15 protein-coding genes are annotated in these 16817 nt (G+C 68.4%); 12 read left to right on the top strand and 3 right to left on the bottom strand.

Translation table 11 applies throughout. The features are described from left to right. Positions 1–65 precede the first annotated feature (65 nt). The 12 genes from NR810_RS08435 to queD all read left to right on the top strand — a co-directional run bounded on the left by NR810_RS08435 (position 66) and on the right by queD (position 14373). Positions 66–914 (top strand): 3-hydroxyacyl-CoA dehydrogenase family protein, encoded by an 849-nt coding sequence (locus NR810_RS08435; protein WP_257449965.1) that lies wholly within the window; start codon positions 66–68, stop codon positions 912–914. 62 nt (positions 915–976) lie between these two features. Beyond that, the gene (locus NR810_RS08430; protein ID WP_257449962.1) at positions 977–1753 is read left to right on the top strand and encodes an enoyl-CoA hydratase/isomerase family protein; all 777 of its coding nucleotides are present in this window, start codon (positions 977–979) and stop codon (positions 1751–1753) included. 139 nt (positions 1754–1892) lie between these two features. Then, a complete protein-coding gene (locus NR810_RS08425) occupies positions 1893–3035 on the top strand; it encodes an acyl-CoA dehydrogenase (protein WP_257449959.1) in 1143 nt (380 codons plus the stop codon). A gap of 14 nt (positions 3036–3049) precedes the next feature. Next, positions 3050–3553: an AgmX/PglI C-terminal domain-containing protein gene (locus NR810_RS08420; protein WP_257449957.1), complete on the top strand. Its 504-nt coding sequence runs from the start codon at positions 3050–3052 to the stop codon at positions 3551–3553. A gap of 11 nt (positions 3554–3564) precedes the next feature. After that, positions 3565–4710 carry an acyl-CoA dehydrogenase family protein gene (locus tag NR810_RS08415; RefSeq protein ID WP_257449954.1) on the top strand — a complete coding sequence of 382 codons (1146 nt, stop codon included), beginning with the start codon at positions 3565–3567 and terminating at the stop codon, positions 4708–4710. Positions 4711–5074: 364 nt separating this feature from the next. Then, a complete protein-coding gene (locus NR810_RS08410; protein WP_204218767.1) occupies positions 5075–6784 on the top strand; it encodes a 30S ribosomal protein S1 in 1710 nt (569 codons plus the stop codon). 305 nt (positions 6785–7089) lie between these two features. Continuing rightward, entirely contained in the window at positions 7090–9783 is a 2694-nt protein-coding gene (locus NR810_RS08405; protein ID WP_257449949.1) for a WD40 domain-containing protein, read from the top strand. A gap of 173 nt (positions 9784–9956) precedes the next feature. Continuing rightward, positions 9957–11135, top strand: coding sequence for a thiolase family protein (locus NR810_RS08400; protein ID WP_257449947.1), 1179 nt, complete (start codon positions 9957–9959; stop codon positions 11133–11135). Positions 11136–11232: 97 nt separating this feature from the next. Further along, a complete protein-coding gene (locus tag NR810_RS08395) occupies positions 11233–11931 on the top strand; it encodes a CoA transferase subunit A (RefSeq protein ID WP_257449944.1) in 699 nt (232 codons plus the stop codon). Positions 11932–11940: 9 nt separating this feature from the next. After that, positions 11941–12597 carry a CoA transferase subunit B gene (locus NR810_RS08390; protein ID WP_257449940.1) on the top strand — a complete coding sequence of 219 codons (657 nt, stop codon included), beginning with the start codon at positions 11941–11943 and terminating at the stop codon, positions 12595–12597. Between the two features lie 96 nt (positions 12598–12693). Continuing rightward, on the top strand, positions 12694–13983 hold the full coding sequence (locus NR810_RS08385) for a class I SAM-dependent RNA methyltransferase (protein ID WP_257449938.1): 1290 nt from the start codon (positions 12694–12696) through the stop codon (positions 13981–13983). Positions 13984–14010: 27 nt separating this feature from the next. After that, positions 14011–14373: a 6-carboxytetrahydropterin synthase QueD gene (gene queD / locus NR810_RS08380; protein ID WP_257449935.1), complete on the top strand. Its 363-nt coding sequence runs from the start codon at positions 14011–14013 to the stop codon at positions 14371–14373. A 3-nt stretch (positions 14374–14376) separates the two neighbouring features. Here the strand turns inward: queD and NR810_RS08375 are convergent, their stop codons facing one another. Genes NR810_RS08375 through NR810_RS08365 form a run of 3 tightly spaced genes read right to left on the bottom strand, consistent with a single transcriptional unit; the run spans position 14377 to position 16717 of the window. Continuing rightward, positions 14377–15147, bottom strand: a complete 771-nt coding sequence (locus NR810_RS08375) for an SDR family NAD(P)-dependent oxidoreductase (protein WP_257449932.1) — start codon at positions 15145–15147, stop codon at positions 14377–14379. 11 nt (positions 15148–15158) lie between these two features. Further along, positions 15159–15995, bottom strand: coding sequence for a dihydroneopterin aldolase (locus tag NR810_RS08370; protein WP_257449930.1), 837 nt, complete (start codon positions 15993–15995; stop codon positions 15159–15161). Next, positions 15992–16717: an SDR family NAD(P)-dependent oxidoreductase gene (locus NR810_RS08365; RefSeq protein ID WP_257449928.1), complete on the bottom strand. Its 726-nt coding sequence runs from the start codon at positions 16715–16717 to the stop codon at positions 15992–15994. Before NR810_RS08365 ends, NR810_RS08370 begins: the two co-directional genes overlap by 4 nt. Positions 16718–16817 lie beyond the last annotated feature (100 nt).

Raw genomic sequence — 16817 nt, 5'->3', positions numbered from 1 at the left:
GTAGGGGGGCCAGGGCTATAGCGCCGCCCGGTTCCTCGTTTACCGAGCAAGGGGTCTCGAACGCCATGGCAACGGAGCACATCATCGTCGTCGGCGCAGGGCAGATGGGGTCGGGCATCGCCCAGGTGGCGCTGCAGGCCGGCCTGCGGGTCACTCTGGTGGACGTCTCGAAGGAGGGTCTCGCCAAGGGCGCCGAGCGCATCAAGGCCGGCCTGAAGAAGCTGGTGGAGAAGGGCAAGCTGGACGAGGCCCGGCTGAAGGCCGCGGACACGAATCTGGCCACCGCCACGAGCGCCACCGAGGTGAAGGATGTCGACTTCGCCATCGAGGCCGTGACGGAGAACGAGGAGCTCAAGCGCCGCATCTTCGTGGAGCTGGACGGCGTGGTGAAGCCGGGAGGCATCCTCGCCACCAACACCTCGTCCATCCCCATCACGCGGATCGCCGCGGCGACGAAGCGCCCCGAGAACGTGATCGGCATGCACTTCATGAACCCGGTGCCGCTGATGCAGCTGGTGGAGCTGATCCGGGGCGCGGCGACGTCGGACGCGACCTACCAGACGACCCGGGCGCTCGCGGAGAAGATGGGGAAGACCACGGTGGTGTCCAAGGACTTCCCGGGCTTCATCGTGAACCGCATCCTGATTCCGATGCTCAACGAGGCCTGCTTCGCGCTGATGGAGGGCCTGGGGACGGCGGAGGACATCGACACGGCGATGAAGCTGGGAACGAACCAGCCCATGGGCCCGCTGCAGCTGGCGGACTTCATCGGCCTGGACACGGTGCTCTACATCGCCGAGGTGCTCCACAAGGGTCTGGGCGACGACAAGTACCGCCCGAGCCCGCTGCTGCGGCAGTACGTGGACGCCGGTTGGTACGGCAAGAAGAGCGGCCGCGGTTTCTACAAGTACTGAGCGCAGGCACACGTACCCTCACCCCGACCCTCTCCCAGTGGGAGAGGGAGGAGCTCACACACATGGCCTACGAGAACATCCGGCTCGAGATCGAGGAGGCAATCGCCGTCCTCACCATCGACCGTCCCAAGGCGCTCAACGCCCTCAACAGCAAGACGCTCCAGGAGCTCGAATCCGCGTTCAACTCCCTGCCCACCACCGTCCGGGCCCTCATCATCACGGGGGGTGGAGACAAGGCGTTCGTGGCGGGCGCGGACATCGCGGAGATGGCCTCCATCACCGCGTCCCAGGCGCGCGAGTTCGCCGCGCTCGGCCACCGCGCCTTCCACACGCTGGAGCAGCTCCCCATCCCGACCATCGCCGCGGTGAACGGCTTCGCGCTCGGTGGCGGGTGTGAGCTGGCCCTCGCGTGCGATCTCATCTACGCCTCCGAGAAGGCGAAGCTGGGCCTGCCCGAGGTGAGCCTGGGGGTCATCCCCGGCTTCGGCGGCACGCAGCGCCTCACCCGCGTGGTGGGCAAGATGCGCGCGAAGGAGCTCATCTTCACGGGCGAGCGCATCGACGCCGCCAAGGCGAAGGAGATCGGCCTGGTGCTCGAGGTCCTCCCGGCGGATCAGCTCCTGGCCCACTGCAAGGCGGTGGCGGCGAAGTTCCTCAAGAACGGGCCGCTGGCGGTATCGCAGGCCAAGCGGGTCATCGAGTTCGGCGCGGATCAGGATCTCCGGGCGGCCAACGAGCTGGAGCGCCAGGGCTTCGCGGTGCTCTTCGGCTCCGAGGACCAGAAGGAGGGCATGAAGGCCTTCCTCGAGAAGCGTCCGGCGGGTTTCACCGGCAAGTAGGCCGGGACACGAGGGGCGGGGCGAGCCCGTGCTGGCTAATGGGCGCGGCAACCAGCACTTGCCCGCCCCTCTTGCAACCGCTGTTCCCGACGATCCTGCCCCGTACTATGTACCTCTGCGCCCTTACCCCAGGAGTGCCATGAACTTCGAGCTGAGCGACATCCAGCGCGAGATCCAGCGGATGTGCCGCGAGTTCGCCTCGCGAGAGCTGACCCCCAACGCCCGCAAGTGGGACGAGACGCACCAGTGGCCCAGCGATGCGGTGAAGAAGCTGGCCGAGTTGTCGCTGCTCGGCGTGGCCGTGCCGGAGCAGTACGGCGGCGCGGGGCTGGACAACGTCTGTTATGCGCTCGCCATGGAGGAGATCAGCCGCGGCTGTGCCTCCACCGGCGTCATCATGAGCGTGAACAACTCGCTCTACTGCGATCCGGTGATGAAGTACGGCACCGAGGAGCAGAAGGCCGAGTTCCTCACGCCCTTCGCCCGGGGCGAGAAGCTGGGCTGCTTCGGCCTCACCGAGCCCGAGGCGGGCAGCGACGCGGCCTCCCAGAAGACCACCGCCGTGCGCAAGGGTGACGAGTACGTCATCAACGGCTCGAAGAACTGGATCACCAACGGCCCGAGGGCCGACGCCATCGTCCTGTTCACGATGACGAACAAGGAGGCGGGCAACAAGGGCATCTCCGCCTTCCTGGTGCCCACCAACACCCCGGGCTTCATCCGCGCCGAGCCGGACAAGAAGATGGGCATCAGCGCCGCGCACTCGTGCAGCATGTTCTTCGAGGACATGCGCGTGCCGGCGAAGAACCTCCTGGGTAAGGAGGGCGACGGCTTCAAGATCGCCATGAGCACGCTGGACGGTGGGCGCATCGGGATCGCCTCGCAGGCGCTGGGCATCGCCCGCGCGGCGTTCGAGGAGGCGGTGCGCTACTCGGGCGAGCGCAAGACGTTCGGCAAGGCCATCCGCGAGCACCAGGCCATCCAGTTCATGATCGCCGACATGGCCACGGAGATCGACGCGGCCCGGTTGCTGGTGCATCGCGCGGCGCTGCTCAAGGACAAGGGCGTCCGCCACTCCACCGAGAGTGCGATGGCCAAGGTGTACGCCAGCGAAATGGCCAGCCGTGTGGCCAACAAGGCCCTGCAGGTGCATGGTGGCATGGGCTACTCCAAGGAAATGGACGTCGAGCGCCACGTGCGCGACGCGCGCATCACGGAGATCTACGAGGGGACGAGCGAGATCCAACGCATCGTCATCTCGGCCAACCTGTTGAAGGATTGAAGGAGTAAGGCCGTATGAAGCGCTCCCTGTTCGCGGTGGTGGTGCTCGGGGCGGGCCTGGCGTTCGCGCAAGGCTCGTCCAACAAGCAAGGCTCGTCCGCCAAGAGCGGCTCGTCCGCCAAGGCAACGAATCCGGACCCCGGCGCCGCCCCCGCGCAGGAGAAGAAGACGGCCGCGCCGGCACGGCCTCCTCCTCCGGACATCAACCGCATGCCCTTCACCCCGGACACCATCCGCGAGGTGATGCAGTACTACTCGCGCGACATCCAGGAATGCTACGAGGAGATCCTCGCGACGAAGGGCAGCAACGTGGAGGAGGGCCGCATCCTGACGACCTTCACGATCACTCCGGACGGCTTCGTGCGCAACGCCAAGGTGGCCAAGTCGGGCACGACGCTGAAGAACACGCGCCTGCACGAGTGCGTGGTGAACGTGATCTCCAGCATCACGTTCCCGCCGACGCCGGACAAGCGCGAGTACCCCATCGAGTATCCGTTCAACCTCAAGGCCCTCAAGTAGGACCCGCTCCCGTGAACCTCGAGCTCACCGAGACGCAGACGCTCATCCGCGACACCGCGCGCAAGTTCGCCCGCGAGCGTGTCGCCCCCCAGGCCCGCCGCTTCGACAAGGAGGAGTATTTCCCCACCGAGCTCTTCAAGGAGCTGGCCTCCCTGGGCCTCATGGGAGTCAACATCCCCGCCCAGTACGGCGGCGCCGAGGCGGGCGTCGTCTCGTACTCGCTGGCGATGATGGAGATGGCGGCGGCGTGTGCCTCCACCTCGGTGGCCATGGCCGTGACGAACATGTGCGCCGAGCTCATCCAGAAGTTCGGCACCGACGCGCAGCGCGAGAAGTACGTGACGCGGCTGACGTCGGGTGAGGCGGTGGTGGGCTCGTTCGCGCTCTCCGAGGCGCATGCGGGCTCGGATCCGCGCGCCATGCGCACCACGGCCGTGCGGCGCGGGGACAAGTGGGTCCTCAACGGCAGCAAGCAGTGGATCACCTCCGGTGCCTATGCGGGGGTGATGGTGGTGTGGGCGCTGACGGGAGGGCAGGGGAACAAGGGCATCTCCGCCTTCATCGTGGAGGGCGGGACGCGGGGCCTCATCGTCGGCAAGCATGAGGACAAGATGGGCCTGCGCTCGTCCAACACCGTGGGCCTCACCTTCGAGGACATGGAGATCCCCGCGGAGAACCTCCTGGGCAAGGAGGGGGACGGCTTCAAGCTGGCGATGATCGCGCTGGACGGTGGACGCATCGGCATCGCCTCGCAGGCGTGCGGCGTGGCGCGGGCGGCGCTGGAGGCCTCCATCCGGTACGCGAAGGACCGCAAGGCGTTCGGCCAGCCCATCGGCGAGTTCCAGGCGCTGCGCTTCATGCTGGCCAACATGGCCACCGAGCTGCAGGCGGCGGAGCTGCTGACACTCCGGGCGGCGCACCTCAAGGAGCAGGGCCAGCCGTTCACCCGCGAGGCCTCGATGGCGAAGCTGTACGCCAGCGAGATGTCCAACCGCGCGGTGGACAAGGCGGTGCAGATCCATGGCGGGTACGGCTACATCGACGAGTTCCCGGTGGAGCGCTACTTCCGCGACGCCCGCGTGCAGACCATCTACGAGGGCACCAGCGAGGTGCAGCGCCTGGTGATCGCCCGCGAGACGTTCAAGCTGCTCGACTGACCGCCCGCCTCCCTGGCCGAGGTCCCACGGACCCGGGCGCCCCTCATGCTCCGGGGTGATGGCGCGGGCCGGGAGGGGTTATCAACTTTCCATCCGCGGCAGACCGACCCCCGGAACCCCGGAGCGCCTGCCTGCCGGACGAGGGCCCTGGACCATGGGGGGTGTTCTCCCACCTGGGGCCGCATTATCAGGACTGTGAACAAGGATCCCGCGCTCGCTTGACTGCCGGTGTAACCGGTGTCTAGGGTGCGCGGCTTCGATTCAGTTCCATTGTGGGACTGGATCGCGGGTCACTCGTAGCTCCCCGCGAGTGGCTGTCGTCAACAACCGGGGGCAGCTGTACCCAGTTAGGATTCCCAATCTCATGCAGCAGAATGTGAACCAGCAGATCGGAGATGTCGGCGACGAGGATTTTGCCGCGATGTTCGAGGCCTCGCTCAAGGAGCGTGGCGGTGAAGGCATCCTCAAGGAAGGCGAGATCGTCAAGGGCACCGTGGTGCAGGTGACCAAGGACTACGCCATCGTCGACATCGGCTACAAGTCCGAGGGCCAGGTTCCGATCTCCGAGTTCACCAGCCCTCGCGGCGAGGTCTCCGTCAAGGCGGGCGACCCTGTCGAGGTCCTCCTGGAGAGCCGCGAGAACGATACCGGCATGGTCGTCCTCTCCAAGGAGAAGGCCGACAAGATGCGCATCTGGGACGAGATCAGCGCCGCCTGCGAGCGCGATGAGATCGTCAAGGGCACCATCGTGGGCCGCGTGAAGGGTGGCCTCTCCGTCGACATCGGCGTGAAGGCGTTCCTCCCCGGCAGCCAGGTGGATATCCGCCCGGTGCGCAACCTCGACCAGTACATCTCGAAGGAATTCGAGTTCAAGGTCATCAAGTTCAACAAGAAGCGCGGCAACATCGTGCTCTCCCGCCGCGTGCTGCTCGAGAAGCAGCGCGAGGAGATGAAGAAGGAGACCCTCAAGAACCTCAAGGAGGGTGCGGTCCTCAAGGGCGTGGTCAAGAACCTCACCGACTACGGCGCCTTCATCGACCTCGGCGGTATCGACGGCCTGCTGCACATCACCGACATGTCGTGGGGCCGCATCGGTCACCCCTCCGAGATGTTCAACGTCGGTGACGAAGTGCGCGTGGTCGTCCTCAAGTTCGACCCGACGCAGGAGCGCGTCAGCCTGGGCCTCAAGCAGATCCAGGAGGATCCGTGGCACCGCGCCGACGAGAAGTACCCGGTCGGCACCCGCGTGCGCGGCAAGGTCGTCTCCATCACCGACTACGGCGCGTTCATCGAGATCGAGCAGGGCGTCGAGGGTCTGGTGCACGTGTCCGAGATGTCCTGGACCAAGCGCCTCAAGCACCCGAGCAAGATGCTGGAGGTGGGCCAGGAGGTCGAGGCGGTGGTGCTCGACATCGATCCGAAGGCCAAGCGCATCGCGCTGGGCATGAAGCAGATCGAGCAGAACCCCTGGACGCTGCTCGAGGACAAGTACCCGATCGGCTCGGTCATCAAGGGTCAGATCCGCAACGTCACCGACTTCGGCGTGTTCGTCGGCGTCGAGGAGGGCGTGGACGGCCTGGTGCACGTGTCCGACATCTCGTGGACCCAGCGCATCAAGCACCCGGGCGAGATGTTCAAGAAGGGCGACGAGGTCGAGGCGGTGGTGCTCAACATCGACGTCGAGAACGAGCGCTTCAGCCTGGGCATCAAGCAGCTCCAGCCGGATCCCTGGGACACCCTGTCCGAGCGCACGCCCGTGGGCAGCCGCGTGAAGGGCAAGGTCACCAAGGTGACGGACTTCGGCGCCTTCGTGGAGATCGAGCCGGGCATCGAGGGCCTCGTGCACGTCTCCGAGCTGAAGGAGGAGCGCGTCGAGAACCCGCGTGACGTGGTGAACGAGGGCCAGGATGTCGAGGTGAAGATCATCGACATCAACACGCAGGACCGGAAGGTGGCCCTGTCGATGAAGGCCCTGATCGGCGAGGGCGACGACTACCGCGAGTACCTGCGCCGCCAGGCGGAGGGCTCCAAGGCGCGCCTCGGCGACGTGATGGCGAGCAAGCTGAAGAAGTAAGCGGTTCGCCTCTCACGAGAGAGACACAAGGCGGCCGGGTTCCCGAGAGGGAATCCGGCCGTCTGTTTTTCGGGACAGAAGGGGTGGAACCCGAGTCCTTCCCATACCCTCACCCCGTCCCTCTCCCAGGGGGAGAGGGTCTGACCAGGTTCCTCACCGTGCGATGCCCCCTCTCCCTCTGGGAGAGGGCTGGGGTGAGGGTATCGAGCACCGGTGATCCGTGCCTACCGTGCGCGCGCATTGACTCCACATCCTTCCGGGTATTAGCCCTTGGGCCCCCAAACATCCGTGCGGAAGGACGTGCAGTGCACGAATCCAAGCGACGCCTCCACCCCCTCTCCGTCCACCTGCTCGTGGGCACGCTGTTGACCCTGAGCGCCTGTGAGAAGAATCCCTTCGAGCAGGTGGATCCACCCGGCAGGGCGAGCGTCGAGGCCGGGCAGGCGCAAGGCATCGCGGGAGAGCCCCTGCGCGTCGGGTGCATCGCGAGGGATCCGCGCCGCCTGGAGCTCACATACGCCTTCGACTGGGGAGACACGGGGGGGCCCATCAGCCCGAGCGAGCCCACCGAATGGACGGGGCCGCTGGCGGATGGGCAGGTGGGAGAACAGGAGCACGTCTTCGAGAAGACCGGCAGCTACGCGGTGCGCTGCGTGGCGCGCAACACGGGCAACGCGATGGGCGCCTGGTCCGAGCCCTTCACGGTCACCATCTCGCCGCGTCCCACGAAGCAGCACACGCTGACCCTGAGCGTGGAAGGGGAGGGCTCGGTGCGCAGCAACCCGGAGGGGCTCGACTGCGGGAAGCAGTGCGGCGCGACGTTCGACACGGGCACGCGCGTCACCCTGATCGCCCAGCCCGCCACGAACTGGTTCTTCGTGGGCTGGACGGGAAGCTGCGCGGGTGCGGAGCCGCAGACCGTGGTGGATCTCTCCGCCGATGCCACGTGCACGGCTCGCTTCTCGCTCACCCCGCCCACCTTCTTCTTCCACATGAAGAAGGAAGGGGAGGGCACGGTGACGAGCACGCCGGCCGGATTGAACTGCCCGGACACCTGCAGCGTGGCCTTCCCCTCGGGGAGCACCGTGAGCTTGAGCGCGCAGCCCGCGGCTGGTTGGAGTTTCGACAGGTGGAGCGGCATGTGCTCGGGGAAGGAGGGAACCGCCCAGGTCACCCTCACCCAGGCCAACCTCGAGTGCACGGCCCGCTTCGTCCCCGCCGTCCGCTTCGAGCAGGCCTGGCGCCGCGTGGGCACGAGCGGGCCCGTCTCCACGGTGTGGAGCCCGGATGGGACACGGATCGCGGCGGCGCTCGGAGATGGCGGCTCCGTGGCCATCTGGGACGCCAGCACGGGAGCGTTGCACAGCGTCCTCCCCGCCCACCCGGAAGCGGTGCTGTCGGTAACGTGGAGCCCGGACGGGACGCAGCTCGCCACCGGCGATGGGATGGGGAGCGTCCGCTTGTGGAACACCCACACGGGAGAGTTGGTGCGCACATTCCAGGCGCAGACCCGCAGTGGCGCGCGCTCCCTGGCCTGGAGCCCCGATGGCAGGACCCTGATCAGTGGTCTCTCCCTGGGAATGCGGATCTACGACCTCGCCACGGGAGAGTGGATCTCCGCGGGTTCCATCGATGCCGTCGATCGGCTGGCGTGGAGTCCCGACGGGACGATGTTCGCCGCCGAGAGTTGGTGGTCCGAGCCCATCTCGAGCACGTCCGCCATCTACAAGGCCAACGGCGAGCTGGCGCAGACGCTGGTCGGCCAGGGACTCGCGTGGAGCCCGAAGGGTGATGTCTACACGAGCGGAAGTGGATCCACCATCAACGTCAATCAGGCGGCGACGGGCGTGTACGTGCGCGGCCTGGAAGGCGGTAGGTTCGTGAACGCGATCTTCTCGACGGCCTGGAGCGCGGAGGGCCGGTACATCGCCGCGAGCGACATGGGCCGGCTGGTCGTCCTGGATGCCAGCACCGACAAGACCGTGGGTGGCCCGCTCACGCCCCTTCGCGCTCGCGACCTGGCCTTCCATCCGAGCCGCCCGACGCTGCTCTCCTCGGACCCCGAGTCCGGGACGATCTCGCTCCATGCCGCGGAAGGGCTCGTGTTGGAGCGCACGCTCGCCCCCTACCAGTCCAGGCCCGTGGCGGCGGCCTGGAGCCCGGACGGCACGAAGCTCGCCACGGCGAGCGGGGACGGACGCCTCTGGTTCTGGAGCGCGGAGGGACAATGGCTGCGCACGTTCCCCGGCAGTGGCGCGAAGCTGACCTCGGTGGCGTGGGATCCCACGGGCACCTGGCTCGTGGCCGGGGCCGAGGACGGCACCGTGCGCCGCTGGCGCGCCGAGACCGGCGAGGAGGCTTCCCCCGAGTGGCGCCTGAAGAGCCGGGTGAACCGGGTCGCCTGGGGACCGGATGGCCTGCTCGTCGCCGCGGGGGACGAGCAGGGACTCGTGACGGTGTGGAACGCCAGGACGGGTGACGTCCTGACCACGTTCCAGGCCCACCGGGGTGCCCTCCGGGGGCTCGCCTGGAACCGTGATGGCGTCCGTCTGCTCACGGGCGGTGAGGACAAGAGCGCCTCCATCTGGAACGTGACGACGGGCGCCCGGACCTGGACGATGCCCCAGGCCCAGACGGCGGCGGTGGGCGCCGTCGCCTGGAGTCCCGATGGCTCGATGCTGGCCACCGCCGGAGCGCCGGAGTTCGAGTCGGAGAACCTCCGGCTCTGGAACGCCACCACGGGGGCACTCCTGGCAGTGCTCCCCGGGCGGGCCGCCGCCCTCACGTCGCTCGCCTGGAACCCCGAGAGCTTCCTGCTCGCGGGCACCCGGCAGGATGGCTCCCTCGAGGTCTGGGACACGCGCTCGCGGACCCTCGTCTCCTCCCAGGCCACGGCGCACCAGGGCGCGGCACTCGGTGTGTCCTGGGCACCCCTGGCGGACTCCCTGAGCACCTGCGGCGCGGATACCGCGCTCCTGACGTGGCGCGTCATCCGCTGAGCGTCCCGCGTTGATTCCGCCTGATCCTCGGAGCAAGAAGCTCTTCTCTCGCTCCAGTGGACGCTCTGACCCCGGGAGCAGGCAAGGAGGCTTGACCCTCCCACAAGGCGTGGTGATAAGGGCGCTCCCGGGGGTTATCCAAGGTCATCCCCAGCACCCCAAGGAGGCAGTTCATGGCTCGTGAAGTGGTCATCGTGGGCGCGGCGCGTACCCCCATTGGGGCCTTCCAGGGAGCCCTGTCCAAGTTGACGGCGCCCCAGCTCGGCGCCATCGCCATCAAGGCGGCGCTGGAGCGCGCGGGCGTCTCCCCGGACAAGGTCAATGAGACCATCATGGGCTGCGTGCTGCAGGCGGGCGTGGGCCAGGCGCCGGCGCGGCAGGCCGCCATCTACGCCGGTGTTCCCGACAGCGTTCCGGCCGTCACCATCAACAAGGTCTGTGGCTCGGGCCTCAAGGCGGTCATCGCCGGTGCCCAGGCCATCGCGCTCGGTGACGCCGAGGTGGTGGTCGTCGGCGGCATGGAGTCCATGAGCAACGCGCCCTACGTCAGCCACGCCATGCGTGGCGGCGCCCGCATGGGCAACGTGGAGTTCAAGGACGCGATGATCCTCGACGGCCTGTGGGACCCCTACGGCAACGTCCACATGGGCAACTGCGCCGAGGAGTGCTCCACCAGCCAGGGCATCAGCCGCGCCAACCAGGACGAGTACGCGCTCGAGTCGACCAGGCGCGCCATCGAGGCGCAGAAGGCCGGCCTGTTCACCCGGGAGATCGTCCCGGTCACCGTGCCCGGCGGCAAGGGCGGGGACGTGGTGGTGAGCGAGGACGAGGGTCCCAAGAACGCCAAGCCGGACAAGATTCCGACGCTCAAGCCCGTGTTCAAGAAGGACGGCACGGTGACGGCGGCCAACGCGTCCTCCATCAACGACGGCGCCGCGGCGCTGGTGCTGATGAGCGCCGAGCGCGCCAAGGCCGAGGGCCGCACCATCCTGGGCCGCATCGCCGGCTACGCCGGGGCCGCCCGCAAGCCGGTGGAGTTCACCATCGCTCCGGCCGACTCCATCAACAACCTGCTCAAGAAGACCGGCCACAAGACCACCGACGTGGACCTCTGGGAGATCAACGAGGCCTTCGCCGTGGTGGCCCTGGCCAACAACAAGCTCCTCGGCCTGGAGGCCTCGAAGGTGAACGTGCGCGGCGGCGCGGTGGTGCTCGGCCACCCGATCGGCGCCTCGGGCGCGCGCCTGCTGGTGACGCTGCTGCACACGCTGCAGGACCAGAACAAGAAGCGCGGCGTGGCGTCGCTGTGCATCGGCGGCGGCGAGGGCATCGCGCTGATGGTGGAGCGCTAGTCCAGGCGCGGGTAACGAACACTCCCTCTCCCCCTGGGAGAGGGGCGGGGTGAGGGTCTTCTAGAGGGCCCTCGCCCCGTTCTCGTAGGAGGGGTTCATGAACAAGATCTTCGCGAGCGCGGACGAGGCCGTCCGCGACATCCCGGATGGCGCCACGCTGATGAGCGGCGGCTTCGGGCTGTGCGGTAACCCCGAGAACCTCATCGCGGCGCTGCACCGCAAGGGGACCAAGGGGCTGACCATCATCTCCAACAACTGCGGCACCACCGAGCTGGGCCTGGGGATTCTCCTCAAGGCCAACCAGGTGAAGAAGATCGTCGCCAGCTACGTGGGCGAGAACAAGGTCTTCGAGCAGCAGATGCTCTCCGGGCAGCTCGAGGTGGAGCTCAACCCGCAGGGCACGCTGGCCGAGCGCATCCGCGCGGGTGGCTGCGGCATCGCGGGCTTCTTCACGCCGTCGGGCGCGGGCACCGAGCTCACCAAGGGCAAGGAGACGCGCATGATCGACGGGCGGCTGCACGTGCTGGAGACGCCGCTCAAGGCGGACTTCACCATCGTGCGCGCCTGGAAGGCGGACACCTGGGGCAACCTGGTGTTCCGCAAGACGGCCCGCAACTTCTCGCCGATGATGTGCATGGCGGGAAGGATCACCATCGTCGAGGCCGAGCACATCGTGCCCGCCGGTGAGATCGACCCGGATCAGGTGCACCTGCCCGGCATCTTCGTGCAGCGCATCATCCAGGCGAAGGATCTCCAGAAGTGGATCGAGCGCCGCACCGTGCAGAAGAAGGCCTGAGAGGACGCCATGCCCCTGACCCGTGAGCAGATTGCCCAGCGCATCGCCCAGGAGCTGCGCGATGGCTATTACGTGAACCTCGGAATCGGCATCCCCACGCTGGTTGCCAACTACATTCCGAAGGGCATCGACATCATGTTGCAGTCGGAGAACGGCATCCTCGGCATGGGCCCCTGGCCCATGGAAGGCGAGGAGGATCCGGATCTCATCAACGCCGGCAAGGAGACGGTGACGGTGGTGAAGGGCGCCGCCTTCTTCGACTCGGCGCTGTCCTTCGGGATGATCCGCGGCGGCCATGTGGACCTGGCCGTGCTCGGCGCCATGGAGGTCAGCGAGGAGGGTGACCTGGCCAACTGGATGATCCCCGGCAAGATGGTGAAGGGGCCCGGTGGCGCCATGGACCTCGCGGTGGGCGCCAAGCGCGTCTTCGTGACCATGGAGCACGTCAACAAGGAGGGGAAGCCGAAGATCCTCAAGAAGTGCTCCCTGCCCATCACCGGCCTCAAGTGCGTCAACCACATCGTCACCGAGTACGCCCTGATGGACGTGACGCCCGAGGGCCTCGTGCTGCGCGAGCTGGCCCCCGGCGTGACCGTGGAGCAGGTGCAGGCCATCACCGAGCCCAAGCTCAAGATCGCCCCCAACGTGCGTGAGATGAGCATCTAGCCGCTCCGCCGGCTCTTCGTCGTACCCGCCGCGGTCTCGTCCCCCCGGGGCCGCGGCGGAATACCCACGCCGGAGCGGAGGTCGAATAAGGATCCCATGCTTCCGGATACCCCCATTGAATTGACCATCGAGCGCCTCGGGCAGCTCGGAGAGGGAGTGGCCTCCTTCGAGGGCCGCACCGTCTTCGTGCCCGGCACCTTCCCCGGCGAGCGCGTCCGCGTGCGTCTGGAGCAGGAGGGCAAGGTGGTGCGCGGCCACCTGCTGGGTGACGTGGTGACTCCGAGCCCCGATCGGAGGCCCTCACCCTGTGCCCTGAGTGCCCGGTGCGGCGGGTGCGACTGGCTGGAGCTGTCCGAGTCCGCCCAGCGCGCCGCGAAGCAGGAGATCGTCCTCTCCGCCCTGGAGCACCTGGGCCGGCTGAAGCGGGACACCTTCGCGGTGCGGCCCGTGCTGATCGCCCCGAGGAACTTCGGCTACCGGCGGCGCGCGGTGCTGCACTTCCTCAAGGACGAGCTGGTCTACTTCGGGCGGCGCAGCCATGACCGGGTGGCGGTGCTCGAGTGCCCCGCGCTGGTGGAGCCGCTCGCCGGGCTGCCCGGGAAGTTGGCGCCGCTGCTCAAGCCGGTGTCCCGGGACGCGGAGGAGCTGCACCTGCTCGCCGAGGGCGACAAGGCGGCCTTCGCGGTGATGCTCAAGGGCCAGGTGACACCCCGGCACGTGGAGGCGTGCGAGACGGCGGTGCGCAAGTTGCGGCTGGAGGGCGCGGTGCTGGTGCCGAAGGAGGGCTCGCCCCGGTTCATCGGCAAGCCGGTGCTGCGCTCGCTGTCACCGCTGCGCCCGGAGGTGCCGCTGTATCTGCGTCCCGATGCCTTCTCCCAGGCCCATGCCGAGGCCAACGTGGGGCTGGTGACGTCCGCCCTGTACGAGCTGGCCCCCCGTGAGACGGATTCGGTGCTGGAGCTGTACTCGGGCAACGGCAACTTCACGTTCCCGATCGCCGCGAGCGCCGCCTCGGTGCTGGGCGTGGAGTCCTCTCCGGCGTCGGTGGACTCGGCGCAGCGCGGTGCCCGCGAGGGTGGGGTGACCAACGTGCGCTTCGTCCAGGGCGATGCCCGGAAGGTGTGCGAGGGCCTCATCCGCGAGGGGAAGCGGTTCGACCTGGCGCTGGCGGATCCGCCGCGGACCGGGGCGCCGGGGCTCGCCCGGTGGCTGAAGACGCTGGGCGTGCGGCGGGTGGTGTATGTGGCGTGCGATCCGGGCTCGTTGGCCCGGGACGCGGCGGGGCTGGTGGAAGCTGGCTATAAGCCGCTGGCGCTCCAGGTGGTGGACATGTTCCCCCAGACGCACCACGTGGAATCCGTCATGTCTTTCGAGCTGCCCGCGTAAGCCGCTGGCGGCACACAGGAGTCTGTTTTGGAGATCTTCAAGGAGTTCACCTTCGAGGCGGCCCATCGCCTCCCGAACGTCCCCCCGGGGCACAAGTGCGCCCGGTTGCACGGCCACTCCTACCGCGTGACCCTCCATGTCCAGGGGCCCGTCGGCGCGGACTCGGGGTGGGTGATGGACTTCGCCGACCTCACCGAGGCCTTCAAGCCCATCCAGGCCCAGCTCGATCACTACTACCTCAATGAGATCGAAGGGCTGTCCAACCCCACCAGCGAGAACCTGGCCCGGTGGATCTGGCAGCGCGTGCGGCCTCGTCTTCCCCAGTTGAGCAAGGTGATGGTGCGCGAGACCTGCACCTCGGGCTGCATCTACCAGGGCGAGGACAGCTGACGCTCACTCCCGGAGCATCAGCCCGCCGTCGATGACCAGCTCGCTCCCGGTGGTCCACGGGGCCGACAGCAGGTGCACCACCGCCTCGGCCACCTCCTCGGCCTTCCCGAGCCGTCTCAGCGGGTGCAGTGCCCCCAGCGTGGACAGCTGGGCGGAGATCCTGCGTTCGAGCTCCTCTCCCGTGGGAGGCGTCTCACCGGGGCTCAATCGCGGGGCCCGGACCATCTCCGTGTCCACCACTCCCGGACAGACGGCGTTGGCCCGGATGCGCCGCGCGGCGCCGGCCAGGGCCAGAGAGCGCATGGCCGCCAGCATCCCCGCCTTGGCCGCGCTGTAGACCGCGCTGGTGGGCAGGGGCCGCAGGGCCAGGGTGGAGGAGATGAACACCATGCCCCCTCCGTCCTCCAGGACCGACAGGGCTTCCTCGCCCAGGCGCAGCGGGGCCACCAGGTTGATCTCGAGCTGGGCCCGCAGTGCGTCCTCGGAGATGTGGCCCACGGGTTGGTGCTCCACCACCCCCGCCGAGTGGACCAGTCCGTCCAGCCCGCCCAGCGCCGCTCGGGCCCGTGCGAGCAGCCCCTCGCGCTCGGAAGGGGAGGACAGATCGCAGGGCAGGGCCACTGCCTGACCGGGCCACGCGCGCACCACCGCCTCCAGCCGATCCGCCCGGCGCCCCGTCACCGCCACCCGGCCTCCCGCTCGCAGCAGCGCCTCGGCCACGGCGAGCCCCATGCCGCTTCCCCCTCCGGTCACCAGCACCTTCCGGGTTCCCATCGGGGGAGTGCTCACCATCGCTCGCCCTCGGCCTCGGGGGCGCTCGCCGCCGCCGGGTAGTAGGCGCGGCCCTCGATGGGCGCCAGCCCGCTCGTGGGCTCGGGGACCTCCACCTCGTCATGGGGCATGAAGGCCGGGCGGTCCACGCACAGCACCGTCTGCTCGATCGGCCGCGGGTTGTCGTAGCGGTGGGGGAAGTGTCTCGGCCACCGGAAGCCCGTTCCCGCCAGCACCGGCTTGCCCTGCAGCAGCAGCCCGTGACCCAGCACCAGCTCCGCCTCGTTCATCACCCGGTGCTCGTGCGTGGGGATGGTGCGGCCCGGGGCGACACGCAGCCGGTAGATGCCGACGTGCTGATCCTGGAAGACGATGTCCACCCGCCCGAAGGGCTTCTCCTCCATCTCGTACTGGTACTCGTCCGCGGAGCGGTGCACCCGCAGCGAGGCGAGCCCGGAGCGCCCCAGTGCCTCCGGCTTGGACAGCCGCAGGGTGACGGCCCGCACCTGGGCTCGCGCCATGTCCTCGGTGGGAGGGGCCAGGATGTAGCGGCAGAGGGCCTCGGCGGCCGTCTCCAGCACGCGGAAGTCGGCCGTCTCCAGGAGGAAGCGCAGCTCCCCGGACAGCCGCGCGTAGTCCACCGTGTCGCGGAGGCGGCCCTCCGTGGCGGCCTTCCGGGTGTCCAGGTAGAGGGCCACGTCGAGCTCCAGCGGTTGCGGCGTGCCGCGCTCGGCGGGGTACACCCCGACGATGCACTGGACGGGGAGCAGGCGCAGATCGATCACATCCAGCGGGCGGCCCCGGGCGTCTCGCGGAGTGATCGGGAAGTCGTCGGTGAGAGGGCGATTCATAGCTGGACGCTCCGGGCTCCATCCACGGCGATCACCTGTCCGGAGATATAGGGCGCCTCGCGCGCCAGGAAGACCACCACCCGGGCCACGTCCTCGGGGGAGCCCTCCCGGCCGAAGGGGATTCGGGAGAGGTAGGCCTGGCGGGCGGCCTCGTCGAAGTGCTCCGGGAAGATCACCGTCCCCGGCGAGACGGCATTGACCCGCACCTGGGGCGCGAGCTCCACGGCCAGCGCCCGGGTGAGCATGATCAGCCCCGCCTTGCTGGCGGAATAGTGGGCATAGTGGCTCTCGGCGCGCTCCCCTGCGATGTCGGTGAGGTTCACGACCAGGGGGCGGGGGGCCGCTCGCAGCGCCGGGAGCAGACCCTGGGTGAGGAAGAAGGGCGCCTCCAGGTTGATCCCCATCATCCGGTGGTACTGCTCCCGGGTGATGTCCTCGAAGGCCAGCCGCTCGAAGATGCCCGCGTTGTTCACGAGGACATCGATGGCCGGGTGGGCCTGGCGCAGGGTCGAGGCGAGCGAGTCCACCCCTTGGGGCGACCCCAGGTCGGCGCGGTACACCGTGGCGGCGCGTCCCAGGGCGCGGGCCTTCCGGGCGACCTCGTCGGCTCCCTCGGTCGACTGGTGGACATGCAGGGCCAGGTCGAAACCCGCCTCGGCCAGCGCCAGGGCGATGGCCTTTCCGAGCCGGATGCCCGCTCCGGTGACGACTGCTGTTGGCATGATGTCTCCTTCGGGTGTTCCCCGGGCCTGGGTATACAGGACGCCCGGCCCCCCGCAGGGAGAAGGATTGTGTGGCCACGGGTTGGGAGCATGGATAATG

Origin of the sequence: Archangium lipolyticum, from assembly GCF_024623785.1 — a bacterium.
Lineage (GTDB): Bacteria > Myxococcota > Myxococcia > Myxococcales > Myxococcaceae > Archangium > Archangium lipolyticum.
This window is presented reverse-complemented; position numbering and strand designations above follow the sequence as displayed.

What these genes read in the sequence shown, in the direction of transcription:
- NR810_RS08425 (WP_257449959.1), top strand. Translation starts at nt 1,893, where the DNA reads ATGAACTTCGAGCTGAGCGACATCCAGCGCGAGATCCAGCGGATGTGC.
- NR810_RS08390 (WP_257449940.1), top strand. Translation starts at nt 11,941, where the DNA reads ATGCCCCTGACCCGTGAGCAGATTGCCCAGCGCATCGCCCAGGAGCTG.
- NR810_RS08435 (WP_257449965.1), top strand. Translation starts at nt 66, where the DNA reads ATGGCAACGGAGCACATCATCGTCGTCGGCGCAGGGCAGATGGGGTCG.
- NR810_RS08400 (WP_257449947.1), top strand. Translation starts at nt 9,957, where the DNA reads ATGGCTCGTGAAGTGGTCATCGTGGGCGCGGCGCGTACCCCCATTGGG.
- NR810_RS08370 (WP_257449930.1), bottom strand. Translation starts at nt 15,995, where the DNA reads ATGAATCGCCCTCTCACCGACGACTTCCCGATCACTCCGCGAGACGCC.
- NR810_RS08375 (WP_257449932.1), bottom strand. Translation starts at nt 15,147, where the DNA reads ATGGGAACCCGGAAGGTGCTGGTGACCGGAGGGGGAAGCGGCATGGGG.
- NR810_RS08410 (WP_204218767.1), top strand. Translation starts at nt 5,075, where the DNA reads ATGCAGCAGAATGTGAACCAGCAGATCGGAGATGTCGGCGACGAGGAT.
- NR810_RS08395 (WP_257449944.1), top strand. Translation starts at nt 11,233, where the DNA reads ATGAACAAGATCTTCGCGAGCGCGGACGAGGCCGTCCGCGACATCCCG.
- NR810_RS08365 (WP_257449928.1), bottom strand. Translation starts at nt 16,717, where the DNA reads ATGCCAACAGCAGTCGTCACCGGAGCGGGCATCCGGCTCGGAAAGGCC.
- NR810_RS08430 (WP_257449962.1), top strand. Translation starts at nt 977, where the DNA reads ATGGCCTACGAGAACATCCGGCTCGAGATCGAGGAGGCAATCGCCGTC.
- NR810_RS08420 (WP_257449957.1), top strand. Translation starts at nt 3,050, where the DNA reads ATGAAGCGCTCCCTGTTCGCGGTGGTGGTGCTCGGGGCGGGCCTGGCG.
- NR810_RS08385 (WP_257449938.1), top strand. Translation starts at nt 12,694, where the DNA reads ATGCTTCCGGATACCCCCATTGAATTGACCATCGAGCGCCTCGGGCAG.